The sequence below is a fragment of the Frateuria sp. GZRR33 genome (genome assembly GCF_051900425.1).
Classification (GTDB): domain Bacteria; phylum Pseudomonadota; class Gammaproteobacteria; order Xanthomonadales; family Rhodanobacteraceae; genus Frateuria_A.
The window spans coordinates 12,659-38,212 of record NZ_JBHZGK010000004.1 but is presented as its reverse complement, the minus strand read 5'-3'; the positions used below and the strand labels follow the sequence as shown (position 1 = coordinate 38,212).

General features: G+C 67.5%; 24 protein-coding genes, 1 other RNA gene and 1 riboswitch. Of the genes, 10 read left to right on the top strand and 15 right to left on the bottom strand.

Features of this window, described 5'->3' with window-relative positions:
* Positions 1-47 precede the first annotated feature (47 nt).
* Positions 48-731: a (d)CMP kinase gene (cmk, locus tag ACFWZU_RS06045; protein ID WP_439700523.1), complete on the bottom strand. Its 684-nt coding sequence runs from the start codon at positions 729-731 to the stop codon at positions 48-50.
* 96 nt (positions 732-827) lie between these two features.
* On the opposite strand from cmk, the gene ACFWZU_RS06040 reads away from it, so the two are divergent.
* The 4 genes from ACFWZU_RS06040 to ykgO all read left to right on the top strand — a co-directional run bounded on the left by ACFWZU_RS06040 (position 828) and on the right by ykgO (position 4,581).
* Positions 828-1,085, top strand: coding sequence for an acyl-CoA-binding protein (locus tag ACFWZU_RS06040; protein WP_439700522.1), 258 nt, complete (start codon positions 828-830; stop codon positions 1,083-1,085).
* A 174-nt stretch (positions 1,086-1,259) separates the two neighbouring features.
* Positions 1,260-3,272, top strand: coding sequence for an FAD-dependent oxidoreductase (locus tag ACFWZU_RS06035; protein ID WP_439700521.1), 2,013 nt, complete (start codon positions 1,260-1,262; stop codon positions 3,270-3,272).
* 210 nt (positions 3,273-3,482) lie between these two features.
* The gene (locus ACFWZU_RS06030) at positions 3,483-4,391 is read left to right on the top strand and encodes a LysR substrate-binding domain-containing protein (RefSeq protein WP_439700520.1); all 909 of its coding nucleotides are present in this window, start codon (positions 3,483-3,485) and stop codon (positions 4,389-4,391) included.
* A 64-nt stretch (positions 4,392-4,455) separates the two neighbouring features.
* Positions 4,456-4,581 carry a type B 50S ribosomal protein L36 gene (gene ykgO / locus ACFWZU_RS06025; protein WP_008215056.1) on the top strand — a complete coding sequence of 42 codons (126 nt, stop codon included), beginning with the start codon at positions 4,456-4,458 and terminating at the stop codon, positions 4,579-4,581.
* A gap of 131 nt (positions 4,582-4,712) precedes the next feature.
* On the opposite strand, the gene greA is transcribed toward ykgO, so the two are convergent.
* The 3 genes from greA to carA are packed head-to-tail and all read right to left on the bottom strand — an operon-like array spanning position 4,713 to position 9,540.
* Positions 4,713-5,189: a transcription elongation factor GreA gene (greA, locus tag ACFWZU_RS06020; protein ID WP_439700519.1), complete on the bottom strand. Its 477-nt coding sequence runs from the start codon at positions 5,187-5,189 to the stop codon at positions 4,713-4,715.
* The gene (gene carB / locus ACFWZU_RS06015) at positions 5,186-8,413 is read right to left on the bottom strand and encodes a carbamoyl-phosphate synthase large subunit (RefSeq protein ID WP_439700518.1); all 3,228 of its coding nucleotides are present in this window, start codon (positions 8,411-8,413) and stop codon (positions 5,186-5,188) included. The genes greA and carB overlap by 4 nt, the downstream gene beginning before the upstream one ends.
* Positions 8,413-9,540 carry a glutamine-hydrolyzing carbamoyl-phosphate synthase small subunit gene (gene carA / locus ACFWZU_RS06010; protein WP_439700517.1) on the bottom strand — a complete coding sequence of 376 codons (1,128 nt, stop codon included), beginning with the start codon at positions 9,538-9,540 and terminating at the stop codon, positions 8,413-8,415. The genes carB and carA overlap by 1 nt, the downstream gene beginning before the upstream one ends.
* 211 nt (positions 9,541-9,751) lie before the next feature.
* On the opposite strand from carA, the gene ACFWZU_RS06005 reads away from it, so the two are divergent.
* The gene (locus ACFWZU_RS06005; RefSeq protein WP_439700516.1) at positions 9,752-10,447 is read left to right on the top strand and encodes a 2OG-Fe(II) oxygenase; all 696 of its coding nucleotides are present in this window, start codon (positions 9,752-9,754) and stop codon (positions 10,445-10,447) included.
* A gap of 4 nt (positions 10,448-10,451) precedes the next feature.
* On the opposite strand, the gene ACFWZU_RS06000 is transcribed toward ACFWZU_RS06005, so the two are convergent.
* From ACFWZU_RS06000 to hrcA, 6 genes are all read right to left on the bottom strand, one after another.
* Positions 10,452-11,450: a sodium:calcium antiporter gene (locus tag ACFWZU_RS06000; protein WP_439700515.1), complete on the bottom strand. Its 999-nt coding sequence runs from the start codon at positions 11,448-11,450 to the stop codon at positions 10,452-10,454.
* Positions 11,451-11,547: 97 nt separating this feature from the next.
* A riboswitch (yybP-ykoY riboswitch) is annotated at positions 11,548-11,689 on the bottom strand.
* A gap of 95 nt (positions 11,690-11,784) precedes the next feature.
* Positions 11,785-12,585 (bottom strand): 4-hydroxy-tetrahydrodipicolinate reductase, encoded by an 801-nt coding sequence (gene dapB, locus ACFWZU_RS05995; RefSeq protein ID WP_439700514.1) that lies wholly within the window; start codon positions 12,583-12,585, stop codon positions 11,785-11,787.
* Positions 12,586-12,846: 261 nt separating this feature from the next.
* Complete coding sequence (gene dnaJ, locus ACFWZU_RS05990) at positions 12,847-13,980, bottom strand: molecular chaperone DnaJ (protein WP_439700513.1); 1,134 nt, start codon at positions 13,978-13,980, stop codon at positions 12,847-12,849.
* Between the two features lie 123 nt (positions 13,981-14,103).
* Positions 14,104-16,020 carry a molecular chaperone DnaK gene (gene dnaK / locus ACFWZU_RS05985; RefSeq protein WP_439700512.1) on the bottom strand — a complete coding sequence of 639 codons (1,917 nt, stop codon included), beginning with the start codon at positions 16,018-16,020 and terminating at the stop codon, positions 14,104-14,106.
* A gap of 117 nt (positions 16,021-16,137) precedes the next feature.
* Complete coding sequence (grpE, locus tag ACFWZU_RS05980; RefSeq protein WP_439700511.1) at positions 16,138-16,659, bottom strand: nucleotide exchange factor GrpE; 522 nt, start codon at positions 16,657-16,659, stop codon at positions 16,138-16,140.
* 82 nt (positions 16,660-16,741) lie between these two features.
* The gene (gene hrcA, locus ACFWZU_RS05975; RefSeq protein ID WP_439700510.1) at positions 16,742-17,797 is read right to left on the bottom strand and encodes a heat-inducible transcriptional repressor HrcA; all 1,056 of its coding nucleotides are present in this window, start codon (positions 17,795-17,797) and stop codon (positions 16,742-16,744) included.
* A gap of 118 nt (positions 17,798-17,915) precedes the next feature.
* On the opposite strand from hrcA, the gene recN reads away from it, so the two are divergent.
* The gene (recN, locus tag ACFWZU_RS05970; protein ID WP_439700509.1) at positions 17,916-19,589 is read left to right on the top strand and encodes a DNA repair protein RecN; all 1,674 of its coding nucleotides are present in this window, start codon (positions 17,916-17,918) and stop codon (positions 19,587-19,589) included.
* Between the two features lie 67 nt (positions 19,590-19,656).
* Here the strand turns inward: recN and ACFWZU_RS05965 are convergent, their stop codons facing one another.
* Positions 19,657-20,295: a response regulator gene (locus ACFWZU_RS05965; RefSeq protein ID WP_439700508.1), complete on the bottom strand. Its 639-nt coding sequence runs from the start codon at positions 20,293-20,295 to the stop codon at positions 19,657-19,659.
* Between the two features lie 169 nt (positions 20,296-20,464).
* Here ACFWZU_RS05965 and ACFWZU_RS05960 point away from each other — a divergent pair, with 169 nt between their 5' ends.
* The gene (locus ACFWZU_RS05960) at positions 20,465-22,060 is read left to right on the top strand and encodes an MASE1 domain-containing sensor histidine kinase (RefSeq protein WP_439700507.1); all 1,596 of its coding nucleotides are present in this window, start codon (positions 20,465-20,467) and stop codon (positions 22,058-22,060) included.
* Between the two features lie 344 nt (positions 22,061-22,404).
* Here ACFWZU_RS05960 and fur read toward each other — a convergent pair whose 3' ends face one another.
* Entirely contained in the window at positions 22,405-22,821 is a 417-nt protein-coding gene (fur, locus tag ACFWZU_RS05955) for a ferric iron uptake transcriptional regulator (protein WP_439700506.1), read from the bottom strand.
* A 74-nt stretch (positions 22,822-22,895) separates the two neighbouring features.
* Between fur and ACFWZU_RS05950 the strand changes: the two genes are divergently transcribed.
* The gene (locus ACFWZU_RS05950) at positions 22,896-23,345 is read left to right on the top strand and encodes an outer membrane protein assembly factor BamE (RefSeq protein WP_439700505.1); all 450 of its coding nucleotides are present in this window, start codon (positions 22,896-22,898) and stop codon (positions 23,343-23,345) included.
* Positions 23,346-23,347: 2 nt separating this feature from the next.
* Here ACFWZU_RS05950 and ACFWZU_RS05945 read toward each other — a convergent pair whose 3' ends face one another.
* A complete protein-coding gene (locus ACFWZU_RS05945; protein ID WP_439700504.1) occupies positions 23,348-23,614 on the bottom strand; it encodes an RnfH family protein in 267 nt (88 codons plus the stop codon).
* Entirely contained in the window at positions 23,607-24,035 is a 429-nt protein-coding gene (locus ACFWZU_RS05940; protein ID WP_439700503.1) for a type II toxin-antitoxin system RatA family toxin, read from the bottom strand. The genes ACFWZU_RS05945 and ACFWZU_RS05940 overlap by 8 nt, the downstream gene beginning before the upstream one ends.
* A 67-nt stretch (positions 24,036-24,102) precedes the next feature.
* Between ACFWZU_RS05940 and smpB the strand changes: the two genes are divergently transcribed.
* Together smpB and ssrA are read left to right on the top strand one after the other, a co-directional pair.
* Entirely contained in the window at positions 24,103-24,594 is a 492-nt protein-coding gene (smpB, locus tag ACFWZU_RS05935; RefSeq protein ID WP_091336452.1) for an SsrA-binding protein SmpB, read from the top strand.
* 77 nt (positions 24,595-24,671) lie between these two features.
* Positions 24,672-25,023, top strand: a transfer-messenger RNA (tmRNA) gene (gene ssrA, locus ACFWZU_RS05930).
* Positions 25,024-25,093: 70 nt separating this feature from the next.
* Here the strand turns inward: ssrA and ACFWZU_RS05925 are convergent.
* Positions 25,094-25,549, bottom strand: coding sequence for a response regulator (locus tag ACFWZU_RS05925; RefSeq protein WP_439700502.1), 456 nt, complete (start codon positions 25,547-25,549; stop codon positions 25,094-25,096).
* Positions 25,550-25,554: the final 5 nt, after the last annotated feature.

Sequence of the window (25,554 nt, the reverse complement as noted above, 5' to 3'; positions counted from 1 at the left end):
GACCAAAACCCCCGCCGCGGCGGAGGCGCCTAAAGCCGCGTGCAGCCTTATCGGGGCTGCACGACGGCGAATACTTTCGCGACGACGACCTCGATGGGCATGCCGGTGGTATCCACCAGAACCGCATCTTCGGCCGGGCGAAGCGGGGCGACCTTGCGCGACGCATCGCGTTCGTCGCGCGCCTCGATCTCGCGCTGAAGGGCTGCAAGTGTAACGTTCAGCCCCTTTTCCTTCAACTGCTTATAGCGCCTTTTCGCCCGCTCGGCGGCGCTGGCCGTGAGGAACACCTTGAAGGGCGCGTCCGGGAAGATCACCGTCCCCATGTCCCGCCCGTCGGCGACCAGGCCCGGGCTCTTGCGGAAGCCCAGTTGCAGGTCGACCAGGGCTTGCCGCACCGAGGGGATCGAGGCGATCGCCGAAGCCGCCGCACCCGCGGTCTCCGTGCGCAGCTCGTCGGTGGCGTCGTGGCCATTGACGATCACCCGCGTGTCGCCCCCATCGGCGGCCGCCTGGAAGCGGATCTTCGTGGTCTGGGCGCAACGGGTCACCGCGTCCGCGTCGGACAGGTCCAGGCCCTCGGCGCCGGCTGCATAACCGACCGCCCGGTACAGCGCGCCTGAATCGAGCAGGCGCCAGCCCAGTTGTTCGGCGACCAGGCGGCTGATGGTGCCCTTGCCCGACCCGGACGGCCCGTCGATGGTGAGGACTGGGACCGGCTGCGTGCGGCTCATGGGTCTCCCGGACTCTGCAAAAAGCCCATGTTAGCGCGTTGACCACCCCCGGGGCGCGTGCTATCCAGCCGCGCACCGTCGTCGCGTGCCCTCCCCATGACCGATCTTCGCCGCGAGTTCGAACAAGCTGCCGAGAACGTCAAGCGGCTCGGCACCCGACCTGACAACGACACCCTGCTCAGGCTCTACGCCCTGTACAAGCAGGGTTCGCTGGGCGACATCCAGGCCCATCCCCCCGGCTTCTTCGATTTCGTCGGCACTGCCAAGCACGAGGCCTGGGCGCAGCTGGGTGGCACGTCGCAGGACGAAGCGATGCGCCGCTACATCGCGCTGGTGCGCCAGCTGCTCGCCTGACCGCCCCGGACTTCAGCGCTGCCCTTTGCGAGGCGGTTCGGGCGGGGCGGGTCCCGATCTGACATACGCCCCGCTCCCCAGCCCGCCGCTGGCAAAAACAGGAAACCGGCCGCCCGGCTTGCTTTCGTCGCGCCCACCCGGCACATTCATACGATCGTTTGAATGGACGCCGGCATGCACTATCCGCACCTGTTCGCCCCGCTGGACCTGGGCCACGTCACCTTGCCGAACCGCATCCTGATGGGTTCGATGCATACGGGGCTGGAGGACCGTGCGGCGGACTACGACAAGCTTGCAGCCTACTTCGCCGAACGCGCGCGGGGTGGCGTGGGCCTGATGGTGACAGGCGGCATCGCGCCCAGCATCCAGGGTTGGCTGAAGCCCTTCGGTGGCCGGCTGTCGATGCCATGGCATGTGGCGCGGCATCGCAAGCTGACCCGGGCGGTGCATGCCGAGGGCGGACACATCTGCCTGCAGATCCTGCATGCAGGCCGCTACGGCTATCACCCGCTGTCGGTGGCACCCTCGAAGATCAAGTCGCCCATCACCCCGTTCACCCCGCGGGCTCTCTCCGCCCGCGGCGTCGAGCGCACGATCGCCGATTTCGTGCGCTGCGCGCGGCTCGCCCGCGAAGCCGGCTATGACGGCGTCGAGGTCATGGGCTCGGAGGGCTACCTCATCAACCAGTTCCTGGCCCCTCGTACCAATCGGCGGGAGGATGCCTGGGGCGGCGATGCCAACCGCCGCATGCGCTTTCCGGTCGAGATCGTGCGGCGCACGCGCGAGGCGCTCGGGCACGACTTCATCATCATCTATCGCTTGTCCATGCTGGAACTGGTCGAGGGTGGCCAGTCCTGGGATGAGATCGTCATGCTGGCCAAGGCCATCGAAGCGGCGGGCGCCAGCATCATCAACACCGGCATCGGCTGGCACGAGGCGCGCGTGCCGACCATCGTCACTTCGGTGCCGCGCGCCGGCTTTGCCTGGGTCACCCAGCGGCTCAAGCGTGAGGTCGGGCTGCCGCTGGTGGCCACCAACCGCATCAACATGCCCGAAGTGGCCGAGCGTGTGCTGGTCACCGGCGAGGCCGACATGGTCTCGATGGCCCGCCCGCTCCTGGCCGATCCGGACTGGGCAACCAAGGCGCGTTCGGGACGCGGCGCCGCGATCAACACCTGCATCGCCTGCAACCAGGCGTGTCTGGATCACGTGTTCCAGAACAAGCGCGCCAGTTGCCTGGTCAACCCGCGCGCGTGCCACGAGACCGAACTGGTCGTCTTGCCGGCCACGCAGCACAAGCGCATCGCCGTGGTCGGCGCCGGCCCCGCCGGGCTGGCCTGTGCCACCACGCTCGCCGAACGCGGCCACCTGGTGACGCTGTTCGAGCAGGCGAGCGACATCGGCGGGCAGTTCAACTACGCCAAGCGCATTCCTGGCAAGGAGGAGTTCCACGAGACGCTGCGCTACTACCGCCATCGCCTGGGCGAGTTGGGCGTGGAGCAACGGCTGGGCTGCCGGGCCGACGCGGGGGCGTTGCGCGGCTTCGACGAAATCGTGGTCGCCACCGGCGTCTTGCCGCGCCGGATCCGCTTCCCGGGCAGCGAGGACCCGCGCGTGCTCGGCTATCTGGACGTGCTCGCGCACGATCACCCGGTGGGGCCGCGGGTGGCGATCATCGGCGCCGGGGGCATCGGCTTCGATGTGGCCGAATTCCTGGCCGGGCAGCCGCCCTCCCCTGCGCTGGATCCCGTGCGCTGGGCGCAGGCCTGGGGCGTGGATCGTACGTTGACCGCGCGCGGCGGCCTGACGGCTCCGAGGCCGGAATCACCCGCACGGCAGGTCTGGCTGCTGCAGCGGAGCGAAGGCCGTCCGGGCGCGCGCCTCAACAAGACCACCGGCTGGGTGCACCGGGCCACGCTCAAGGCGCACCAGGTCCGGATGCTCGGCAGCGTGCAATACGAGCGCTTCGACGACGCAGGCCTGCATATCCTGCTGGCTGGCCAGCCACAGGTGCTGCCGGTCGACAACGTGGTGGTCTGTGCGGGCCAGGAACCGGCTCGCGGCCTGGCCGATGCGCTGCTGGAGGCCGGCTTCAGGCCGCACGTCATCGGCGGTGCCGACGTGGCGGCCGAGCTCGACGCGAAGCGCGCGATCGCCCAGGGTACGCGCCTGGCCGCGGCGCTGTAGCAAGCCCGGAGAAAGAAAGCGCCCCGCGAACGACGCGTCGGTGCCGGCTCTGGGGGAGGAAGACCGGGACCGCGGGGATAGCGTCGCTGCGGAGCGAGGGTCACCGCCACCTGGGGGGAGGGGGAAGGTGGCGGGACGAGACAAACGATACCGTCGTCACAAAGGCCTATCCAATATATATTTGGCTCCCGATTTATTTGGGATTCGACTATGTTCGACTTCCGCCAGCTTCGCTATTTTGTGGCCGTCGCCGAGGAGCTGAGCTTCACCCGCGCCGCCCAGCGCCTGCACATTTCCCAGCCGCCGCTATCGCAGCAGATCCAGGCGCTGGAACAGGATCTGGGCACCCGCCTGTTCGACCGCGACAAGCGTAACGTCGCCCTGACCGAGCCCGGGCGCATCCTGCTGGAACAGGCGCGGCAGATCCTGGCCCAGGCCGAGCAGGCCCGCGCCCACGTCAGCGACGCGGCGGCGGGCTTCAGCGGGGCATTGCGGCTGGCGTACACCATCTCGGTCACCTTCCACCGGGCGCTGCCGCAGACGCTGCTGCGCTTTCGGCAGCACGCTCCGAGGGTGCGCATGCAGCTGCAGGAGATGTACAGCGAACCGCAGTTCACCGCCTTGCGCGCAGACCAGATCGACGTCGGCTTCGTGCGCGACGAGCCCCGCCACGAGTCCGACTCTCGCATGTTGCGGATCGACGTGATCGACTACGAGCCGCTGGTGCTGGCCGTACCCAGCGGCCATGCTTTATCCGGGCAGGACAGCGTGCACTTCGGCGCGTTGGCCAACGAGGTCTTCGTCAGCCAGCCGCGCGAACTGGCGGCGACGCTTTACGACCGCCTGGTGCAACTGGCGGGCAAGGCCGGCTTCCATCCGCTGATCGGCCAGCAGGCCCAGCAGATCAACGGTCTGCTGGCACTGGTCGCGGCCGGCATCGGATTGGCACTGGTGCCAGCCAGCATGCGCGCAGTCCAGCTGGGCGGGGTCAGCTACGTCTCGCTGGAGGATCCGGACGCCTACCTGCTGCTGGCGGTTGCCAGCCGCAGGGACAACCCTTCCCCGGTGCTGGCGAAGTTCCTCCAGATCGTCAAGGGCGTGGAAGATGCGGACTTGTGAAGCCAGCCGACTGTGGCTACACTTAGCGGCTTGAATTTTCCCGAATTGTTTCCAGGAGCTGGCCGTGAAGGTGCTTTCCTCTCTGAAGTCCGCCAAGCAGCGGCACCGTGACTGCAAGGTCGTGCGCCGTCGCGGCAAGGTCTTCGTGATCTGCAAGAGCAACCCGCGTTTCAAGGCGCGCCAGCGCTGAGCTGTCCGGGTTGACGCAAAAAGGCCGCTCGAAGCGGCCTTTTTTGTTGCCTGCGTTTTGTCGATCCGCTACGCGGGCCGACGCCGGCGCGGACACGGCGGACCGAGGTCGCCCTGCCCGGCCATGGTGGTTCATTCGTAGCGAACGCCCGTGATCTCGTAGCGCTTGACGCCATTGGGCGCCCTGAACTCGAAACTGTCGCCTTCGCTCTTGCCGATCAGCGCACGGGCGATCGGCGAAGACACGGCAATCAGCCGCTGCTTGATGTCCGCCTCCAGGTCGCCCACGATCTGGTAGGTCACCGCTTCGCCGGAATCCTCGTCCTCCAGGTCGACGGTGGCGCCGAACACCACCTTGCTGCCGGCGCCGAGCCGGGACACGTCGATCACCTCGGCGGTCGACAGGACGGCCTCCAGCTCGCCGATGCGTCCTTCGATGAAGCTCTGCTGCTCGCGCGCGGCGTGATACTCGGCGTTCTCCTTCAGGTCGCCATGGGCGCGGGCTTCGGCGATCGCCGCGATGATGCGCGGACGCTCGACCGACTTGAGGCGGTCCAGCTCGCCGCGCAGGCGCTCCGAACCGGCCTTGGTCATGGGGGCGCGACTCATGCGCTCAGCTCCTTGTGCAGTTCCTGCAGGCTGTGCACGTCCGCCTCGCCGTGGAAATCCAGCGAGTGGACGAGCGCACGCGCGCCTGCCACGGTGGTCGAGTAGGTGACGCGGTGCTGCAGGGCCTCGCGCCGGATCGAGAACGAGTCGGCGATCGCCTGCTTGCCCTCGGTGGTGTTGACGATATAGACGATCTCGCCGTTCTTGATCAGGTCGACGATGTGCGGCCGGCCCTCGAGTACCTTGTTGATGCGCTCGCAGGGCACGCCGTGTTCGTCGAGGAAGGCCGCCGTGCCGCCGGTGGCGACCAGGCTGAAGCCGCGCGCCAGCACTTCCTTGGCGACCGGCAGCAGGCGCTCCTTGTCGGCGTCACGCACCGAAAGGAACACCTTGCCCGTGGCTGGCGCCTTGATGCCCGCGGCCTCGTGGCCGCGCGCGAAGGCGGCGCCGAACGTGCGGCCCACACCCATCACTTCGCCGGTGGAACGCATCTCCGGACCGAGGATCGGATCCACGTTCTGGAACTTCAGGAACGGGAAGATCGCTTCCTTGACCGAGTAGTAGTCGGGAATGATTTCCCGCGCGGCGCCCTGGCTTGCCAGCGAGCGGCCGGCCATGCAGCGGGCGGCGATCTTGGCCAGCGGCATGCCGGTGGCCTTGGAGACGAACGGCACCGTGCGGGAGGCGCGCGGGTTCACTTCGAGGATGTACACGGTGTCGCCCTGGATCGCGAACTGCGTGTTCATCAGGCCGATCACCTTGAGCTCCTTGGCCATCGCGGCGACCTGGCGGCGCAGCTCGTCCTGGATCTCGGCCGAGAGGGAGTACGGCGGCAGCGAGCAGGACGAGTCGCCCGAGTGAACGCCGGCCTCCTCGATGTGTTCCATGATGCCGCCGACCAGCACGTTGCCCTCGGCATCGGCGATGACGTCCACGTCGACCTCGACCGCGTGATCAAGGAAGCGGTCCAGCAGCACGGGAGAGTCGTTGGACACCTGCACCGCCTCGCGGATGTAGCGCGACAGGTCGGCGTCGTCGTAGACCACTTCCATGGCGCGGCCGCCGAGCACGTAACTGGGGCGCACCACCATCGGGTAGCCGATCTCGCGCGCCAGCGCGAGCGCCTCGTCGGCGTTGCGCGCGGTGCGGTTGGGCGGCTGACGCAAGCCCAGCTTGTGGATCATCTGCTGGAAGCGCTCGCGATCTTCCGCCAGGTCGATCGAGTCGGGCGAGGTGCCGATCACCGGCACGCCAGCGGCCTCCAGCGCGCGCGCGAGCTTGAGCGGCGTCTGGCCGCCGTACTGCACGATCACGCCCTTGGGCTTCTCCAGTTCGACGATCTCAAGAACGTCCTCGAGCGTCAGCGGCTCGAAGTACAGGCGATCGGAGGTGTCGTAGTCGGTCGAGACGGTTTCCGGGTTGCAGTTGACCATGATGGTCTCGAACCCGTCCTCGCGCAGCGCCAGCGCAGCGTGCACGCAGCAGTAGTCGAATTCGATGCCCTGGCCGATGCGGTTCGGACCGCCGCCCAGCACCACGATCTTCTCGCGGTTGGACGGATTGGCCTCGCACTCTTCCTCGTAGGTCGAGTACATGTAGGCCGTGCTGGTGGCGAACTCCGCCGCGCAGGAATCCACGCGCTTGTACACCGGGCGCACGCCCAGCGTATGGCGCAGGTGGCGCACGGCCGCCTCGTCGGTGTTGAGCAGCTGGGCGATGCGCGCGTCGGCAAAGCCCATGCGCTTGAGCTCGCGCATGCGCGGCGCGTTGAGCGCGGTCATACCCTGTGCCTTGACCTCCTTCTCGGTGAGGACGATGTCCTCGAAGGCGGCCAGGAACCACGGATCGATGCGGCTGCAGTCGTAGATCTCTTCCAGCGACAGGCCAGCGCGGAAGGCGTCGGCTACATAGAACACGCGCTCGGGCCGCGGCTCGCGCAGCTCGCGCCGGACCCTCGCCTGGCCCTCGGCGCTGGCCAGATCCAGGCCCGTCGGGTTGAGGCCCGTCTTGCCGATCTCCAGCCCGCGCAGCGCCTTCTGCAGCGATTCGTGGAAGGTGCGGCCCATGGCCATCACCTCGCCCACCGACTTCATCTGCGTGGTCAGGCGCGCATCGGCCGAGGGGAACTTCTCGAAGGCGAAGCGCGGGATCTTGGTGACCACGTAGTCGATGGTCGGCTCGAACGAAGCCGGCGTCAGCCCGCCGGTGATGTCGTTCTTCAGTTCGTCCAGCGTATAGCCGACGGCGAGCTTGGCGGCGACCTTGGCGATCGGGAAGCCGGTCGCCTTGGACGCCAGCGCCGATGAACGCGACACGCGCGGGTTCATCTCGATAACCACCACGCGGCCGTTCTCGGCGTTGATGCCGAACTGCACGTTGGAGCCGCCGGTGTCCACGCCGATCTTGCGCAGCACGGCGATGGAGGCGTCGCGCAGGCGCTGGTATTCCTTGTCGGTGAGCGTCTGCGCCGGCGCCACGGTGATCGAGTCGCCGGTATGCACGCCCATCGGATCGAGGTTCTCGATCGAGCAGACGATGATGCAGTTGTCCGCCTTGTCGCGGACCACTTCCATCTCGAATTCCTTCCAGCCGAGGACCGATTCCTCGACCAGTACCTCGTGCACCGGCGAGAGCTCCAGACCGCGCTTGACGATCTCCTCGAACTCCTCGACGTTGTAGGCGATGCCACCGCCGGAGCCGCCGAGCGTAAAGCTTGGGCGGATGATGGTGGGGAAGCCGACTCTCGTCTGGATGTCGACAGCCTGTTCGTAGTTGCGCGCCACTTCCGCCTTCGGGCACTCCAGGCCGATGTCGGCCATCGCCTGCTTGAACAGCTCGCGGTCTTCGGCCATGCGGATGGCATCGCGCGAGGCGCCGATCAACTCGACACCATGCTTCTCGAGCACCCCGTTGTCGGCCAGATCCAGCGCGCAGTTGAGCGCGGTCTGGCCGCCCATCGTCGGCAGCACCGCGTCGGGCTTTTCCTTGGCGATGATGCGCTCGACCGTCTGCCAGTTGATCGGCTCGATGTAGACTGCGTCGGCCATCTCCGGGTCGGTCATGATCGTGGCCGGGTTGGAGTTGACCAGGATGACCCGGTAGCCCTCTTCCCGCAGCGCCTTGCACGCCTGCGCGCCGGAATAGTCGAACTCGCAGGCCTGGCCGATCACGATCGGCCCGGCGCCGATGATCAGCACGCTCTTGATGTCGGTGCGCTTGGGCATTAGCGGGCCTCCTGCATGAGCTGCGCGAAGCGCGCGAAGAGATAGCCGACGTCATGTGGGCCGGGCGCCGCTTCCGGGTGGCCCTGGAAGCAGAACGCCGGGCGATCGGTCAGCGCGAAGCCCTGCAGCGAGCCGTCGAACAGCGAAGTGTGGGTAACGCGCACATTGCCCGGCAGCGTCTTCGGATCCACCGCAAAGCCGTGGTTCTGGCTGGTGATCAGCACGCGGCCGTCGTCGTGGTCCTTGACCGGATGGTTGGCGCCATGGTGGCCGAACTTCATCTTGATGGTCTTCGCGCCAAGCGCCAGGCCCATCAACTGGTGGCCCAGGCAAATGCCGAACAACGGGATCTTCGCGTCAAGGAAAGCCTTCGTCGCCGCGATGGCGTAGCCGCACGCGGCCGGGTCGCCCGGGCCGTTGGACAGGAATACGCCATCGGGCTTCATCGCCAGCACCTCGGCAGCGGGCGTCTGCGCCGGTACCACGGTGATGTCACAGCCGTGGCTGGCCAGCAGCCGCAGGATGTTCAGCTTGGTGCCGTAGTCGTACGCGACCACCTTGTAGCGGGTAGCCGGCTGAGTGAACGCAGCGCGGTCGAGGTCGTACACGCCCTCGGTCCAGTGGTAGGGCTCGCGCACGCTGACCACCTTGGCCAGATCCATGCCATTCAGGCCCGGGAAGGCGCGCGCCTTTGCCAACGCCGTCTCGGCGTCGATACCCTCGCCGGCCAGGATGCAGCCATTCAGCGCGCCCCTGTCGAGCAGGATGCGGGTCAGGCGGCGCGTGTCGATCCCGGCAATCGCCACGATGTTCTGGCGCGCCAGGTACTCGGGCAGGCTTTCGGTGCTGCGCCAGTTGCTCGGCCGCCGCGGCACGTCGCGCACGATCAGGCCGGCAGCCTGGACGCGCATGGATTCGGCGTCGGGGGGATTCACGCCGGTGTTGCCGACATGCGGATAGGTCAGGGTGACGATCTGGCGGGCATAGGAGGGATCGGTGAGGATCTCCTGGTAGCCCGTCATCGCCGTATTGAAAACCACCTCGCCGACGGTTTCGCCAGTCGCGCCCACGGCGTGGCCGTGGAACACGCTGCCGTCTTCGAGGGCAAGCAGAGCGGGAATGGGCATTGGGGGTCCGCCTTTAGGTGCAGCAAAGTCCGCAAGCCGCTGCTAGCAGGCTTGTGGACCTTGGGTCGGAAGAAGTCTCGGGCGGGTCGCAATGATAGGTGCGGGGGCCGATTCTGTCCACCGCGTAAAGCGTGAACACGGCATCCACACGGGCCTCTGCGTGTGCTCGGCGCACGCTAAACTGGCCGCCGTCCGGTCCACGAAGCCGTCCATGAAAGCCACCGTGCTGCTCGACCCCGCCCGCCTCGACCGTCCCGACACCGTTGTGCGGCAGGAACCCTTTCCGTTCCTGATCGCCCATGGCCAGTTGCCGGACGACGCACGCAACGAGCTGGAGCGTGACTTTCCGCGCTATACCAGCGCGGGCTTCTTTCCGTACGATCCGGCCGATTGCGGCCCGTCGATCAACGCACTGGTGGCCGACCTGACGGCGCCCGCCTTCGCCAGGGCGATCGGCGAGCGGCTGGGCATCGCGGACCTGGGCCAGTACCCCACGCTGGTCACGCTGTGCCGCCACCTCAACAAGCGCCATGGCACGATCCATACCGACAGCAAGTCGAAGGTCGCCACCGCCCTGCTCTACCTCAATCACCAGTGGCCCGATACCAGCGATGGTTGTCTGCGCTTCCTGCGCCGCATCGACGACATCGACGATCTGGTTGCGCCGGAACTGACGCCCCTGTATGGCGAGTTTGCCGTGTTCAAGCGTTGCGAGAACTCCTTCCACGGCCACCTGCCCTTCGAGGGCGAGCGCCGGGTCATCCAGGTCGCCTGGCTGACCAGCGAGGAAGAAAAGCTGCGCAAGACCCGACGGGGCAAGTTCTCGCGTGGCTTCAAGAAACTGGTCGGCGTACTGGATCGCCGCTTCGGCGCCCGGCGCGCGCGCAACGCCGCGCACCGGGACTGATCCTTCAGGCCAGGTGCCAGGCCACGAACACGGCGAACACGCCGTAGAGCAGACCGACCGGCACCAGCCAGCGGGCGTTGACGCGCCCGCGCTGGAAGAGCCACCACAGGTAGCCCACCGCCAGCGTGGTCAGCACGCCGGCCACGATCAGCGGCAGGTCGAACAGCCAGGGCGTGAAGAACAGCGCCAGTGAACTGGGAATCGTCGCCTGGATCATCATGGCGCCGGAGATGTTCGCCAGCGCGAGCCGCTCCTTGCCCTGACGCACCCAGATCAGCGCATTGACCGTCTCGGGAAGTTCGGTCGCGACCGGGCTCAGGACCAGCGCCACCACGTGCGCCGACAGGCCAAAGGCCAGCCCGATCACCTCGATCTGGGTCACGAAGATGCGTGAGGCGATGGCGATCACCACCAGCGCAAGCCCGCTCTGGGCGATCACGCGCCACATCGCCGGTTCGTCCGCGCGGGGCTGGAACTTCAGCGGTTCGAGTTCCTCCTCGTCCGCCGCCATGTCGCCGGCCCTGAGCTCACGCCAGACGTACAGGCCGTAGGCGCCGATGAACAACACGCCGAGCCACGGCTTCAGCGCAAACGCGACCAGGCCCAGTGCGCACTTGACCACGAAGATGGAAAGGAACCAGCGCTGGTCGCGCGCGAGCCGCGCGTGGTCGACCTTCACCACCGCGTCGGGCCGTCGCAGTCGGTGTCGGTTGCCCCACAGCGCGATGCCGACCACGGCATAGGCGATGGTGCCCAGCACCAGCGGTCCGCCCAGGGCGGCGCCGACACCGATGCCCTTCTGTTCGGGCGTCTGTCCGAACACCACGGCTATGAAGGTGACCGCGCTCTCCGGCAGTGCGGTGCCGAATGCAGCGAGCACGGTCCCGGTTGCCGTGGCATCGAGCCGGCATTTGCGGCCCAGCCACTCGATGCCGTTGACGAAGTACTCGCAGGCGGCATAGATCGCGCCGGCGGAGAGCAGGAACCACAAGGCGGTGAGCATCAACACGTATCCGGCCGGGCGAGCGGAAAAAACCGATGGCGCGACGATGCGGCTCGCCCGGCAAGGGTTCGAGCGCATCGTGGCCAAAGGTCTCGCCGGGCACGCGCCCCGCCGGGTTCCGGCGGCGCGGCCATCCACGCCATGGAGCGTTGGCTCCAAGTCTGTTGACGCGGATTCCTCGGGGAACGAAGGCGCAGCGCCTTCGCGGGTGAGGATGGCTACTCCCCAATGACAACGGGCGAAATGGTAGCGGCGCGGCGCAGGTGGGACAAGCATCGCCGACGCAGGGTGGTTGCACGCCAATCGGACCTGGCGTGGCCGGCTGAAGTCCGCCCTATGGACCAGGGGCCAATCGTGCGGCCAGCAGTGCTTCGAGGTCGTAGGCGCCGGGAGGCTGGTCGTGCAGCCAGTGAGCGGCCTCGATCGCACCGCGCGCAAAGATGCTGCGGTCGGTCGCACGATGGCCCAGCTCCACCCGTTCGCCGGCCCCGATCAGCATCGCTGTGTGTTCGCCCACGATATCGCCGCCGCGCACCACGGCGAAACCGATGCTGCCGGCGCGACGCATCCCCTCGCGCGAACCGGTCACGCCATCCTGCGCAAGCGTGGTGCCGCGCGCAGCCGCCGCGGCCTCCCCGAGCGACAGCGCGGTGCCCGAGGGCGCGTCCGTCTTGCGGTGGTGGTGCGCCTCGACAATCTCCAGGTCCCATTGAGGCAAGGCCGCGGCGGCCTGGCGGATCAGCCGCGTGAGGACGGCCACGCCGAGGCTGAAGTTGCTCGCATGCATCAGCGGAATGCGCGAGGCAGCCTGCGCCACGCGCGCCTTGAGCGCGGTATCCACGCCGGTGGTGCCACTGACCAGCGCCACGCCGTGGGCCGTGCAGTAATCCAGCGCGGAGGCCAGTCCGCCCGGGCCGCTGAAGTCGATCACCACGTCCAGCCGATCCGGCGGCCACTGCGCCTGGAAGCGGGGCGCGGCGCGGTCGTGCCAGGCACGCTCGCCCAGCTGCGGCACGCCCGGCCCGGTGAGTGCCGCGATGACCTCGAAGCGGGCGTCGTCACGCAGCAGATCGAGCAACACGCGTCCCATGCGGCCGGTGGCGCCGTTGACGGCGAGGCGTAGCGGTGGGGTCATCGCGTGGGTCCGTGCGTACTGGAACGCGTAGCGTACCCGGGAGGGCAAGGATGCGCATTCGCGCTGCCTTGCTCACTCTCCGCGCCGGCGGGAGGGCCTGGATGAGTGGCCGGGGCTCGCCACAGGACTTGCCAGAGCCGGGGTCCGACCCTTGCCACCAAGAGCCAATGCCGCAGATGCAAGGAAACAGACTCTCCCGCGGGCTCCGCCGCTCTCCCGAGACGGGAGAGCGGGCCAGGGCGCAGGGCATTCGTTCGAAGCTTACGAGGTGACGCGGGAGAGGAAGTCCTTGACGCCGTCGACCCAGCTCTTGGCGCGCGGCGTATGGGCATCGGCGTCGCCTTCGCTGAAGGTGGCCTCGAGCTGCTCCAGCAGTTCGCGCTGTTCGCGGGTCAGGCGCACGGGCGTTTCCACCATGACGCGGCAGATCAGGTCGCCCACGCGACCGGAGCGAACCGATTTCACGCCGCGCCCGCGCAGGCGGAAGGTCTGGCCGGTCTGGGTTTCAGGCGGGATCGATACCGGCACCTCGCCTTCCAGTGTGGGGACCTTGAGCTCCGCGCCCAGCGCCGCTTGCGAAAAACGGATCGGCACTTCGCAGTGCAGATCGTTGCCCTCGCGCTGGAAAATTGCGTGCTCACGCACGCGCACATCCACGTACAGGTCGCCCGGTTCGGCACCCGCCGGACCGGCCTCGCCCTGCCCGGAGAGGCGGATGCGGTCGCCGTTGTCCACGCCGGCCGGGATGTGTACCGACAGCGCGCGCCGCTCCTCCAGCAGACCTTCGCCGCGGCAGGCCTTGCAGGGCTTTTCGATCGTCTGGCCGCTGCCGCCGCAATGCGGGCACGCCTGCTGGATCGAGAAGATGCCGTTCTGCATGCGCACGCGGCCGTGGCCGTGGCAGGTCTTGCACTGGGTGGTCTTGCCGTCGGCCGAGCCGCTGCCGTTGCAGTGGTGGCAATTGACCTGGGTCGGGATCTCGATCGTCTTCTCGACACCGAAGACCGCTTCCTCCAGATCCAGCTCCATCACATAGCGCAAGTCCGCGCCACGGCGTGGCCGGCCGCGGCCACCGCCCCCCATGCCGAAGATGTCGCCGAAAATGTCCCCGAAGATGTCACCCATGTCGCCGAAGCCACCGCGGCCGCCCATGCCGCCCTCGAAGGCGGCGTGGCCGTGCTGGTCGTACATGGCGCGTTTCTGCGCGTCGGAGAGGACCTCGTAGGCCTCCTTGGCCTCCTTGAATTTCTCCTGCGCGGTGGGATCGTCCGGGCAGCGGTCCGGGTGGTACTTCATCGCCAGGCGGCGGAAGGATTTCTTCAGCTCGACCTCGGTGACGGTGCGCTCGACACCGAGCACCTCGTAGTAATCGCGCTTTCCCGTTGCTGCATTCATGACTTCAACCACACCCCTGCTCTGTCCTGCGTCGATCCGCGGGCCTGTCGGTCAACAAACAGCCCGCGTCGGCCATGATAGCCGGCGCGGGCTGCTCGGATCGGCGGCGCCGACTTCCCGGAATTACTTCTTCTCGTCCTTGACCTCGGTGAACTCGGCATCGACCACGTCGTCAGGCTGTGCCGAGCCGCCGCCCGGTGCGGCCTGCGGGCCGGCCTCCGCGCCGCCGCCCTGGGCCGCTGCGTAGAGCGCCTGCGCGGCCTGCTCGAGCTTCTGCATCTTGGCCTCGATCTGTGCCTTGTCGTCGCCGTCCTTGACCTTCTCCAGCTCGGACAGCGCTTCCTCGATCGAGCCGATCTGACCGCCGACCTTGCCGCCGTGCTCCTTGAGCGCGCTGCGGGTGGAGTGCACCAGCTGGTCGGCCTTGTTGCGGGTGGCGACCAGTTCGTGGAACTTCTTGTCTTCTTCCTTGTTCGCCTCGGCGTCGGCGACCATCCGCTGGATTTCTTCCTCGGACAGGCCCGAGCCGGCCTTGATCTCGATCTTCTGTTCCTTGCCGGTCTTCTTGTCCTTGGCCGACACGTGCAGGATGCCGTTGGCGTCGATGTCGAAGGTGACCTCGATCTGCGGCATGCCGCGCGGCGCCGGATCGATGCCCGACAGGTCGAAGCGGCCCAGCGACTTGTTCGCGCTGGCGCGCTCGCGCTCACCCTGCAGCACGTGCACGGTCACCGCGGTCTGGTTGTCGTCGGCGGTGGAGAAGGTCTGCGCGGCCTTGGTCGGCACGGTAGTGTTCTTCTCGATCAGCTTGGTCATCACGCCGCCCATCGTCTCGATGCCCAGCGACAGCGGAGTGACGTCCAGCAGCAGCACGTCCTTGACCGAACCGCCGAGCACGCCGCCCTGGATCGCCGCGCCCACGGCGACAGCCTCGTCCGGGTTGACGTCCTTGCGCGGCTCCTTGCCGAAGAAGTCCTTGACCGACTCCTGCACCTTCGGCATGCGGGTCTGGCCACCGACGAGGATCACCTCGTTGATGTCGGAAACGCGCAGGCCGGCGTCATTGAGCGCGATGCGGCACGGCTCGATGGTGCGCTTGACCAGGTCCTCGACCAGCGCCTCGAGCTTGGCACGGGTCAGCTTGATGTTCAGGTGCTTCGGACCGGAGGCGTCGGCCGTCACGTACGGCAGGTTCACCTCGGTCTGGTGCGCCGAGGACAGCTCGATCTTGGCGCGCTCGGCCGCGTCCTTCAGGCGCTGCAGCGCCAGCGGATCCTTGCGCAGGTCGATGCCCTGGTCCTTCTGGAATTCATCGACCAGATAGTCGATGACGCGCTTGTCGAAGTCCTCGCCGCCGAGGAAGGTGTCGCCATTGGTGGCCAGCACCTCGAACTGCTTCTCGCCGTCGACTTCGGCGATCTCGATGATCGAGACGTCGAACGTACCGCCGCCGAGGTCGTACACCGCGATCTTGCGGTCGCCGCCCTTCTTGTCCAGGCCGTAGGCCAGCGCGGCCGCGGTCGGCTCGTTGATGATGCGCTTGACCTCCAGGCCCGCGATGCGGCCGGCGTCCTTGGTCGCCTGGCGCTGGCTGTCGTTGAAGTAGGCCGGCACCGTGATCACCGCTTCGGTGACGGGCTCGCCGAGATAGTCCTCGGCGGTCTTCTTCATCTTCATCAGCACCTTTGCGGAGATCTCCTGCGGCGCCATCTTCTTGCCGTCGGACGTCTCCACCCAGGCGTCGCCGTTCTCGTGCGCGACGATGCCGTAAGGCACGATGTGCAGGTCCTTCTGGACCTCGGCGTCGGTGAACTTGCGGCCGATCAGGCGCTTGACCGCATAGAAGGTGTTCTTCGGGTTGGTCACGCTCTGGCGCTTGGCCGGCGCGCCCACCAGGACCTCGTTGTCCTTGCTGAAGGCGACGATGGACGGCGTGGTGCGATCGCCCTCGGCGTTCTCGATCACCTTCGCGCTGCTGCCGTCCATCACGGCGACGCAGGAATTGGTGGTACCCAGGTCAATGCCGATGATCTTGCCCATAGTGTCTAGCTCCAATGCTTTCTAGGCGGCCCCCGCGGCCGCGATGGTTTTCCAGATGGTGGCCCGCGTCGGACGATTCAATGCCGCGGGGCGCCTGTGTGTTCAGCGAGCGATGCGTCAATCCCTGGCGACCGCGACCAGCGCGGGACGCAGCAGCCGGTCGTTGAGCACGTAGCCCTTCTGCAGCACGTTCACCACGGTTCCGGGCGCCTTGCCGGGCGCCTCGACCATGCTCACGGCGTGGTGGCGCTCCGGGTCCAACGGCTGATCGACCGGATCGACCTGCACCAGCCCGTGGCTCTCGGCCACCTTCAGCAGCGCCTTCAAGGTCAGCGCCAGGCCTTCGCGCACGGCGGCGGCATCACCGCTCTCGATGGCCAGGCCGCGCTCCAGGCTGTCGTAGACCGGCAGCAATTCGTTGAGCAGCTTTTCATTGGCAAAGCGGCGCGCCTGCTCCAGGTCGCGATGCAGGCGCCGGCGCTGGTTCTCCAGTTCCGCGTGCTCGCGCAGCACGGATTCGCGCAACTCGGCGTTGCTCGCTTCCAGCTCGGCGATCCGCGCCTGCAGGGCCTCGGCCCCCTGCGCCCCCGAGGAACCGGGCTCCTGCACCTGGTCCGGCGTCTGATCGTTGTTCTGCATGCGTTACTCCAAACGAATGTCCGGGCCGACACCTCCGTGCCGACCGCCACAAAAATGCGGGAAACCCGCCCTCCGGGGGCGGTTATAGGGACGTCGCGGCGCGATTCAAGGCGTCGCTGAGCAATCCGGCCGTCGCCTGCACCACCGGAATCACCCGGTCGTAGGCCATGCGGGTCGGGCCGATCACGCCCACCGCGCCCAGCACACGGCCCTGTACGCCGTAGCTGGCGGTCACCACGCTGCAGCCATCCAGCGCCGCGAAACCCGATTCCTCGCCGATGAACAGGCGCACGCCCGGGGCCCGGGCGCACACCTCCATCAACTGGAGCAGCTCGTTCTTCTTCTGAAAGGCCTCGAACAGCTCGCGCAGGCGATCCAGGTCGGCCAGCTCCGCGTAGCCCATCAGGTTGGTCTGGCCACTGACCAGGACGTCATCCCCACCACCCTGCGGCGCGAAGGAAGCAGCGGCAAGCTCTGTCGCGCTGGCAACCAGCCGGTTGAGCTCGCTGCCCGCTTCGCGCAGTTCGCGCAGCAGATGGGCGCGGATGTCGTCCACGCGCAGGCCGGCGAAGTGCGTGTTGAGGTAGTTGGCGGCCTGCTCCAGCTCGCGGCTGTCCAGCGGCTTGGCCAGTTGCACGATGCGGTTCTGCACCTGGTTGTCGGAGAACACCAGGATCACCAGCACGCGCGCGTCCGGCAGCGGCACGAAGTCGATGTGGCGCAACGGGAAATCGCCCTGGCGCGGCACCGTCACCACGCCGGCGAAGTGAGTCATCGCCGAAAGCAGCGTGGACACGTTGCCGAGCAGGTCACGCGTGGTCGTCGGGCCGGGCGGCAGCTCGCGCTTGAGGCGCGCCATCTCCTCGCGCGGCAACGGCTGCAGCTCGATCAGGCTGTCGACGAACAGACGCAGGCCACGGGGCGTGGGCACGCGTCCGGCGGACGTGTGCGGCGAGGCGACCAACCCCGCTTCCTCCAGGTCCGCCATGATGTTGCGGATCGTCGCCGGGCTAACGTCCAGCCCGGACGACCGGGACAGCGTGCGCGACCCGACAGGCTCGCCATCGGCCAGGTACTGCGCGATCAGGGTGCGCAGCAGGCGGCGGGCGCGGGCATCGAGGTCGTGGGGTCGGGTCATTCGCTGTAACAAACGGTGAGACGGGACAGAAATAAGGTGTCGCCGCCGAGTTTGCAAGAACGCCGGTCGCGACGGTAGCCGCGCCCGCGCGCCACTTCTGCCCGTACAATTCCACGCCATGCTCACCTCCCTGTATGTCCGCCATTTCGCCGTCGTCGAAGAAGCCGAAGTCGCCTTCGGCCCGGGCCTGACCGTGGTCAGCGGCGAAACCGGCGCCGGCAAGTCGCTGCTGGTCGACGCGCTGATGCTGCTGGCCGGCGCGCGCGCCGACAGCGGCATGGTGCGCGAAGGCTGCGATCGCGCCGAACTCATCGCCGAATTCGACCTGTCCGCCCTGCCCGAGGCACGCGCTTGGCTGGCCCGGGAGGAACTGGACGACGAAGGGGCCTGCCAGCTTCGCCGCGTGGTCCGCGCCGAGGGCAGCTCGCGCGCGTGGATCAACGGCCGCCCGGCCAACGCCAGCCAGCTCGGCGAACTGGCCACGCTGCTGGTGGAGATCCATGGCCAGCACGAGCACCAGGCACTGCTCTCGCGCAGCCACCAGTTGGACCTGCTCGACGCCTACGCCGGGAACGAGGAACAGGTCGCGCAGGTGCGCGCGCTGGCCACGCAGTGGCGGGAGCTGGGCGCGCGCATCCGCAAACTGAGCGGCGGCGACGACCGCGACCAGCGGCTGGAACTGCTGCGTCACGAAGCGGCCGATCTCGAACGCTGGGCATTGCCGCCGGCAGAGCTGGCCGAACTCGAGGCGAGCCACAAACGCCTGGCCAACGCCGGGCGGCTGGCCGAGGGCGCCTCGGGCGTGGTGGAACTGCTCGATGGCGACAGCGAATTCGCCTTGCGCCGGGCGCTCGGACGCGCGCATGGCGAGCTGGGCAAACTGGCTGCGCTTGATCCGCGCCTCGCGCCCCTGCTCGAACTGCTCGACAACGCCGAAATCCAGCTTGGCGAAGCCTCCGACGGCCTCTCGCGCTACGCCCAGGACGTCGACCTCGACCCCGAACGCTACGCCGAGGTGGACGTTCACCTCACCCGCCTGCATGAACTGGCGCGCCGGCACCGCCTGCCGGTCGCCGATCTGCACGAACGGCTGGGCGCGCTGCAGACCGAACTGGCCGAGCTGGAAGGCGCCGGTGACGCGCTCGAGCGGCTCGCGGCGCAACGCACGGGACTGGAGCGCGATTACGCCAAGGCTGCCGATGCCCTGGGCCTCGCCCGCCGCACGGCGGCCGCTCGCCTGGGCGAGGAAGTCAGCGCCCTGATGGGTGAACTGGGCATGGCAGGTGGCCGGCTGGTCGTCGAACTCGAGCCGGTCGAGAGCGACGAGCCCGACGCGCAGGGCCGCGAGCGCTGCGAGCTGCTGGTCAGTGCCAACCCCGGGCAGCCCCCGCGCGCCCTGCGCAAGGTCGCTTCAGGCGGCGAACTGGCGCGCATCAGCCTGGCCATCGAGGTGGCCACGCTGGGCAAGGACACGATCGGTTGCATGGTGTTCGACGAGGTCGATACCGGCATCGGCGGCGCGGTGGCCGAGGTGGTCGGGCAGAAGCTGCGGGCGCTTGGCGGCGAGCGCCAGGTGCTGTGCGTCACCCATCTGCCGCAGGTCGCCGCACAGGGCCACGCCCACCTGCGGGTGAGCAAGCACAGCGACGGCGATACCACCCGCACGCAGATCGAGAAGCTGGACGCCGCCGGACGCCGCGACGAGCTGGCGCGCATGCTCGGCGGCGTGGAAATTTCCCGCGAAACACGCGCCCACGCCAAGCAGATGCTGGAGCGCGCGCAAAGCGCCTGACGTGGTTTCACGCAGTGGCTTCAGTCCATCCCGGGTGTCGGCCCGGTGGGTTGAAGCCTCCTGCGGGTCAGTTCCTCCGCTCGGACAACAGCCCGCGCTCGCTGGCCATGCGGTAAAGATCCAGTTCCGAGCCCGCGCCAAGCTTGCCCATCAGGCTGGCGCGGTGGATATAAATCGTCTTCTGTCCCACCCCGAGCGCCGCGGCGACCTGCTTGGGCGCCTTGCCGGCCGCGAGCAGCAGGAACACCTCGCGCTCGCGCGCGGTCAGCCGGTTGACCGGATCGAGCGCCTCGCTGGGCCGCTCGGCACGGCGCTGGCGCAGGTCCGAACTGAGGAACGTCTCGCCCTGCATCACCTGACGCAGGCCCGCCACCAGTTCTTCCGGCGCGGCACCCTTGGTGACGTAGCCACTGGCGCCGCGGCGCAACGCTTCGGACACGTAAGGCTCGCCGTCATGCATGCTCAGTACCACGATATGCGTGTCCGGGGCCAGGCTGTGCAGATGCTCGATCAGCGGCAGGCCGCTCCCGTCGGGGAGCGAGAGATCCAGTGCGACCAGGTCGGGACGGCGCTGGTTGATCGCGTCCACCGCGTCGTCGGCGCACCGGCACTCGGCAATCACTTCCAGGTCCGGCTCCAGTTCGATGAGCCGCTTGAATCCCTCACGGACGATGGCGTGGTCGTCGACCAGAACGATGCTGTACATGCTGCCCCGCTGACTTTCTGTTTTCGGGCGGTGCGCCGCGGTGCGGCTCGACCGCTTCGGACGCCCCCGCGTCCGGCCCTACCCTTCCGAGTCTATAAGACTCCGGCCGCCCCTGCCCGAACGCGCCCCGCGTGCTGGGCAGGCGAAAGTCGCATGTACCATCGCCGGCATGCGATCGAAGCCCCTTTCCCTGCCTGACTCCGGCCCGCTGCTGGGCGTCATCTACGTGCTGCTGTGGCTGGCATTGCTGCCGACGCAGCAGCCGTACTGGATGCTGCCTTTCGGCCTGCGCTTCGCCGCGTTGCTGATCGTGCCGGTGCGGCAGTGGTTCTGGCCGTTGGGGCTGGAACTGGCCGCGACGGTCATCCTGGACCTGCGTTCGGGGCTCCCGATGGGCTGGGAGACCTTCGTGATCGGCGACCTGCCCGAACCGTTGGTCATGGCAACCGGCCTGTGGCTGCTGCGCCGGGTCAACCTGCACGCCAGCCTGCGCGACCCGGAAGAAGCCACCCGCCTGCTGCTCTCGGCCGTGCTGGTGGTCGGCGCGGTGGCGGCGACCGATGCGGTGCTGCTGGCCCTGCTCCACCAAAACGCCGCGCCCGCGGCGATGGTGCGCGCACTCGGCCGCGAGCTGCTGGGCAATTACCTCGGCGTGCTGCTGGTGGCGCCGCTGTCGATCATGCTGCTGCGCGCGCGGCCGAACCGGAAAATGGTGGCCAGCCTGGTGATGGACGGCTTGCTGGTGATGTTGCCGGCGATGGCATTGCTGCTGATGCTCTCCGAACACGCCGCGCCGCAGCCGGAATTCGCCCGCGTGTTGTCGCTGGCACCGGTATTGTTCTTCGCCTTTCGCCACGGCTGGCGGGGCGCGACGCTGGCCATGCTGATCTCTTGCCTGGGCATGACCGCGGTCGACCATCAGCCCGGTCATGTGCAGAGCGCGGCCGGCTACCTGTTCCTGGCCGTCGCCGGCACCGGCGCCCTGATGCTGGGGGCGGCGACCGACGCCCTGCGCCGCAGCAGTGAGCGGGTGGCCGAGCAGAACGTCTACCTGGGCGCGGTCAACCGCCGCCTGGACCAGCTCGCGCGCCAGTTGCGCGACGCGGCGCGCGGCAACCTACAGGCGGAGGAAAACCAGCGCCGGCACATGGCCTCCGAACTGCACGACGAGCTGGGGCAGAACATCACCGCCATCCAGACCCATATGAAGCTGGCGCAGGTGCGGCTGCGCCAGGCCGGGCTGGATGACATCAGCGTCTCGATCAACACCATTCTCGGATACATGCGCCGCGCGCTGCACCGCCTGCTGGACGACCTGCGCCCGGCCGTGCTGGACGAGTTCGGCCTGCTGCGCGCGCTGGACGAGGGCCCGATCCGCGACCTGCTGACCACCGCAGGCATCGTCTTCCACACCGACATGCGCGGCGATCCGCGGCTGCTCGACGAAGACACCCGCATCGCGGTGTACCGACTGGTGCAGGAAAGCGCCACCAACGCGGTCAAGCACGCCCAGGCCAGCGAATTCCGCTTGCGCCTGCGGATCGGCGAGCGGCATGGGGTGGTGCTGGCACTGCTCGACATCCGTGACGATGGCGTGGGCCTGCCCAGCCGGCTGCCCCGCGGGGGCCGCGGCCTGCAAGGCATGCGCGACCGGGTTACCTCGCTGGGCGGCCTGTTCCGGCTGCGGCCCGACCGCCAGGGCGTGCACCTGCGGGTTTTGCTGCGGGGCAGCATGCCAAGCCGTGAACCCGGTCGATTGGCATAGGAATTTTTCCAATACCGCAATCGTGAACAGCTCGTTAGCATCGGTCCATCGATGTGGGGGAGCCGCCATCGCAAGATGGCGTGCCGTGGTCACCGTGGGGACGGTGGCCACGAAGAACGGCAGGAAGCCGTTCCGCCGGTACCAACGGCGCAATCCGGCCAGCGAGCAATTCGCACTGCCGAGGCGCTATGTGGTAACGGATCAGCCGTGGGTGGACAGGAGTCCTCCCGCGGCTTTTTTTTGCCTCGCTCACATGCCGTTTCTAGGAGCCCCTCGTGGGCGAAGCTCCTCCGACCCTGCCAAATGGCGTCGCCCGCAAGCGGGCTCGTGCAGGGTTCGCGGGATCAACGCGCCTTGCCTTTCGGCCGCACGTACAGCACCAGGCTGTGATCCTCCAGCACGTAGCCGTGCTTGGCGGCAATTTCCTTCTGCAGCCGCTCGATCTCCTCACTGACGAACTCGATGACCTTGCCGCTGTCTACGTCGATCATGTGGTCGTGGTGCTTGCCGCGGTCGAGCTCGTAGACGGCCTGGCCGCCTTCGAAGTTGTGCTTGACCACGATGCCCGCGGCCTCGAACTGGGTGAGCACGCGATAGACCGTTGCCAGGCCGATGTCTTCCTGTTCGGCCAGCAGCTTCTTGTAGACGTCTTCGGCAGTGAGGTGCTGGACGCCCTCCTCCTCGAAGATCTGCAGGATCCGCATGCGCGGGTGGGTGACCTTCAGGCCGACCCGGCGCAGCTCTCTGGTTTCCTGTTCCATAGCAAGCTCCACGCACGGCGTACCAAGGCCGTTAGTGTATCATCGACACCTTCACGATCCGGACGCAAACACGCATGCACAAGCTGATTCGCACGCTCGGTTCCGCCATGCTGGCGCTCTCGCTGGTGGGCTGCGGACTGGTCTATGTTCCCGACGTGCAGCAGGGCAACTTTCTCGACAAGAAGGACGTCGATCAGCTCAAGCCGGGCATGACCAAGCACCAGGTGCTGGTGCTGCTGGGCTCGCCTTCGGTGCACACCCCGTTCAACCAGAACCGCTGGGATTACGTGTCCACCCAGCAGCACCGGGGCGGCAAGATCAAGATCCGCACGTTCACGCTGACCTTCAACAACGACACGCTGGTGCGCACCGACGGCGACTTCTTTGCGCAGGATCCGCAGAAGATGCTCGAGGACAGCAAGAAGTACCACGTTACCTACCCGGTCGACGAAACCCAGGGCGACAAGAACAACGGCGGTACCGAGGACAGCGGCTCGACGCCGCCCGACGACGGCACGCGCTGATGTCAGCGGGCGCGGCGACGCCGCGCCTCCTTGGGGTCGACCACCAGCGCGCGATAGATTTCCACCCGGTCGCCATCGCGCAACCGATGCTCCGGTGGTACGCGCCGGCCGAACACGCCGACCCGCTGCAGATCGACCCGGACGCTGTCCTGGCCCAGCTGAGCCGCCGCGATCGCGTCGCCTACGGTCGAGCCCAAGTCCAGCACCAGTCGCTTGAGCAGCGTGCGCCCAGGCAGCGCGAGCACCACTTCCACCGCGATCTCAGCCATACGCGCGCCGGGCCTCGCGGCCAAAATCATCGACCATCTTGCTCGCCAGCGCCTGAAAGCCGAGCTTGATCGCCGTGGCACCCAGGCCCACATAGTCGAAATCCAGCGCGAAAGCGATCTTGCAACCCTGGTCGCCGAGCGGAATGAATTCCCAGAGCCCGTCCAGGCTGCGGAACGGCCCTTCCACCAGTTGCATGTGCAGGCGCCGCGGCGCTTCGGTGGTGTTGCGGGTGGTGAAGCTCTGCTTGAGGCCGGCGTACCTGAGGTCCAGCCGCGCTACCAGCGTGTCGCCCTCGCGCTCGAGCACCTGCGCGCCGGCACACCAGGCGAAGCGCTTTGGGTATGCTTCCACGTCGTTGACCAGATCGAACATTTGCGCCGGCGTGTAATTGACCAGGGCGCTTCGTCGGATTTCGATCACGGCTACCTCTTCCATCATTCGGGTGCGACGGCTTCCGGCGCACCGCAAAGGCGCAAGTCTAGCGGACATGGCAAAAGCGAAGGACAAGGACAAGCACGCTGGCGGGACGATCGCGCTCAACAAGCGCGCCCGCCACGAGTACCACATCGACCAGCGCTACGAGGCCGGCATCGCGCTTCAGGGCTGGGAGCTGAAGGCGTTGCGTGCCGGCCGGATCAATTTCGGCGACGGGTATGCGGTCGTGCTCAAGGGCGAAATCTTCCTGGTAGGTACGTCGATCCCGCCGCTCATCAGCGCCTCCACGCATGTGATTGCCGAGGACCGGCGCACGCGCAAGCTGCTGCTCCACAAGCAGGAGATCGACCAGCTGATCGGCGCGGTCGAGCGCAAGGGTTACACACTGGTCCCGATCGCGATGTACTGGAAAGGCAACAAGGTCAAGGTCGAGATCGGCCTGGCCCGCGGCAAGCAGGCGCACGACAAGCGCGATGCGGAGAAGGAACGCGACTGGCAGCGCGAGAAGCAGCGCACCATGCGCGCGCATAACCGCGAGGCCTGAACAGTCACCGGCGTGCACATTGAAGCGTGCCGTACCGGCCCCATATACTTGTACGACTGACCAGCTCTGATTTCCCCGGGGGTGTCCTGGCTTCGACGGGGGTAGTGAGATGGCTTGGTGCATGCCGAGGGGGCAGCTTTCCTCGTTAATCCAGCCGCAAACTCATAGTTGCCAACGACGACAACTACGCTCTGGCCGCTTAAGGCCTAGCCCCGAACCCACTTGTGCCTGTGCTCGTGGATGTAGGGTCATTATCACGGGATCGCCCGAAGCCGCCGCCTGTCGGCCAGGGTCAAATCAAGCAGGCTGGTCCTTCGATGCGCTTCGCACATCGTGCTGTCGCGGGACGAGATCCAACGGTGAGCTAAGCATGTAGTACCGGGCGTCAAGCGCCTTCGGACGCGGGTTCGACTCCCGCCACCTCCACCAATACGGCATCCAGGCGATGCCAAGGCAGCCGGCACCGACGTGCAAGCGCGGTGCCGGTTTTCTTTGTCCCTCAGGGCCGCGCCAGCGCGCCGCGTACGCTTTCGGCGAGGCTCGCGCTGTCGTAGGGCTTGCAGAGGATCGCAGCGCGCGGCCGCCCTTCCCGGCTTTCCAGTTCCGTATCGCCGGTGGCAAAGACCAGCCCGATGTGCGGCTGCAGTTGCCGGGCACGTTCGGCAAGTTCGGTACCCGACATGCCCGGCAGTCCCACGTCGGTCACCAGGACGTCGATGGGCCGTTCGCGGAGCTGCATCAGCGCATCCGGTCCGTATTCGGCCTCCAGGACCTCGTACCCGAGTTCCCGCAGCATGTCGGCGGCATCCATCCGAATGAGCACGTCGTCCTCGACCAGCAGAACCGTCCACGGCCCTTGGGCGCCAGAATTTCCGTCCGCAGGCCCGGGCTCGCGACCGGCCGGAGGGGCAGCCTCGTGGTGGCCCGTGACATTTTTGATATGCGGATTGGACATGGATG

Bases quoted from the DNA above. Each gene is read 5' to 3' on its own strand.
- greA (WP_439700519.1), bottom strand. From the start codon at position 5,189: ATGAGTCGCGCCCCCATGACCAAGGCCGGTTCGGAGCGCCTGCGCGGC.
- dnaK (WP_439700512.1), bottom strand. From the start codon at position 16,020: ATGGGCAAGATCATCGGCATTGACCTGGGTACCACCAATTCCTGCGTC.
- ACFWZU_RS05965 (WP_439700508.1), bottom strand. From the start codon at position 20,295: ATGTACAGCATCGTTCTGGTCGACGACCACGCCATCGTCCGTGAGGGA.
- recN (WP_439700509.1), top strand. From the start codon at position 17,916: ATGCTCACCTCCCTGTATGTCCGCCATTTCGCCGTCGTCGAAGAAGCC.
- dnaJ (WP_439700513.1), bottom strand. From the start codon at position 13,980: ATGAATGCAGCAACGGGAAAGCGCGATTACTACGAGGTGCTCGGTGTC.
- ACFWZU_RS06000 (WP_439700515.1), bottom strand. From the start codon at position 11,450: ATGCTCACCGCCTTGTGGTTCCTGCTCTCCGCCGGCGCGATCTATGCC.
- fur (WP_439700506.1), bottom strand. From the start codon at position 22,821: ATGGAACAGGAAACCAGAGAGCTGCGCCGGGTCGGCCTGAAGGTCACC.
- ACFWZU_RS05960 (WP_439700507.1), top strand. From the start codon at position 20,465: ATGCGATCGAAGCCCCTTTCCCTGCCTGACTCCGGCCCGCTGCTGGGC.
- cmk (WP_439700523.1), bottom strand. From the start codon at position 731: ATGAGCCGCACGCAGCCGGTCCCAGTCCTCACCATCGACGGGCCGTCC.
- hrcA (WP_439700510.1), bottom strand. From the start codon at position 17,797: ATGACCCGACCCCACGACCTCGATGCCCGCGCCCGCCGCCTGCTGCGC.
- smpB (WP_091336452.1), top strand. From the start codon at position 24,103: ATGGCAAAAGCGAAGGACAAGGACAAGCACGCTGGCGGGACGATCGCG.
- ACFWZU_RS06040 (WP_439700522.1), top strand. From the start codon at position 828: ATGACCGATCTTCGCCGCGAGTTCGAACAAGCTGCCGAGAACGTCAAG.
- dapB (WP_439700514.1), bottom strand. From the start codon at position 12,585: ATGACCCCACCGCTACGCCTCGCCGTCAACGGCGCCACCGGCCGCATG.
- ACFWZU_RS05925 (WP_439700502.1), bottom strand. From the start codon at position 25,549: ATGTCCAATCCGCATATCAAAAATGTCACGGGCCACCACGAGGCTGCC.
- carB (WP_439700518.1), bottom strand. From the start codon at position 8,413: ATGCCCAAGCGCACCGACATCAAGAGCGTGCTGATCATCGGCGCCGGG.
- grpE (WP_439700511.1), bottom strand. From the start codon at position 16,659: ATGCAGAACAACGATCAGACGCCGGACCAGGTGCAGGAGCCCGGTTCC.
- carA (WP_439700517.1), bottom strand. From the start codon at position 9,540: ATGCCCATTCCCGCTCTGCTTGCCCTCGAAGACGGCAGCGTGTTCCAC.
- ACFWZU_RS05945 (WP_439700504.1), bottom strand. From the start codon at position 23,614: ATGGCTGAGATCGCGGTGGAAGTGGTGCTCGCGCTGCCTGGGCGCACG.
- ACFWZU_RS06035 (WP_439700521.1), top strand. From the start codon at position 1,260: ATGCACTATCCGCACCTGTTCGCCCCGCTGGACCTGGGCCACGTCACC.
- ACFWZU_RS06030 (WP_439700520.1), top strand. From the start codon at position 3,483: ATGTTCGACTTCCGCCAGCTTCGCTATTTTGTGGCCGTCGCCGAGGAG.
- ACFWZU_RS05950 (WP_439700505.1), top strand. From the start codon at position 22,896: ATGCACAAGCTGATTCGCACGCTCGGTTCCGCCATGCTGGCGCTCTCG.
- ACFWZU_RS06005 (WP_439700516.1), top strand. From the start codon at position 9,752: ATGAAAGCCACCGTGCTGCTCGACCCCGCCCGCCTCGACCGTCCCGAC.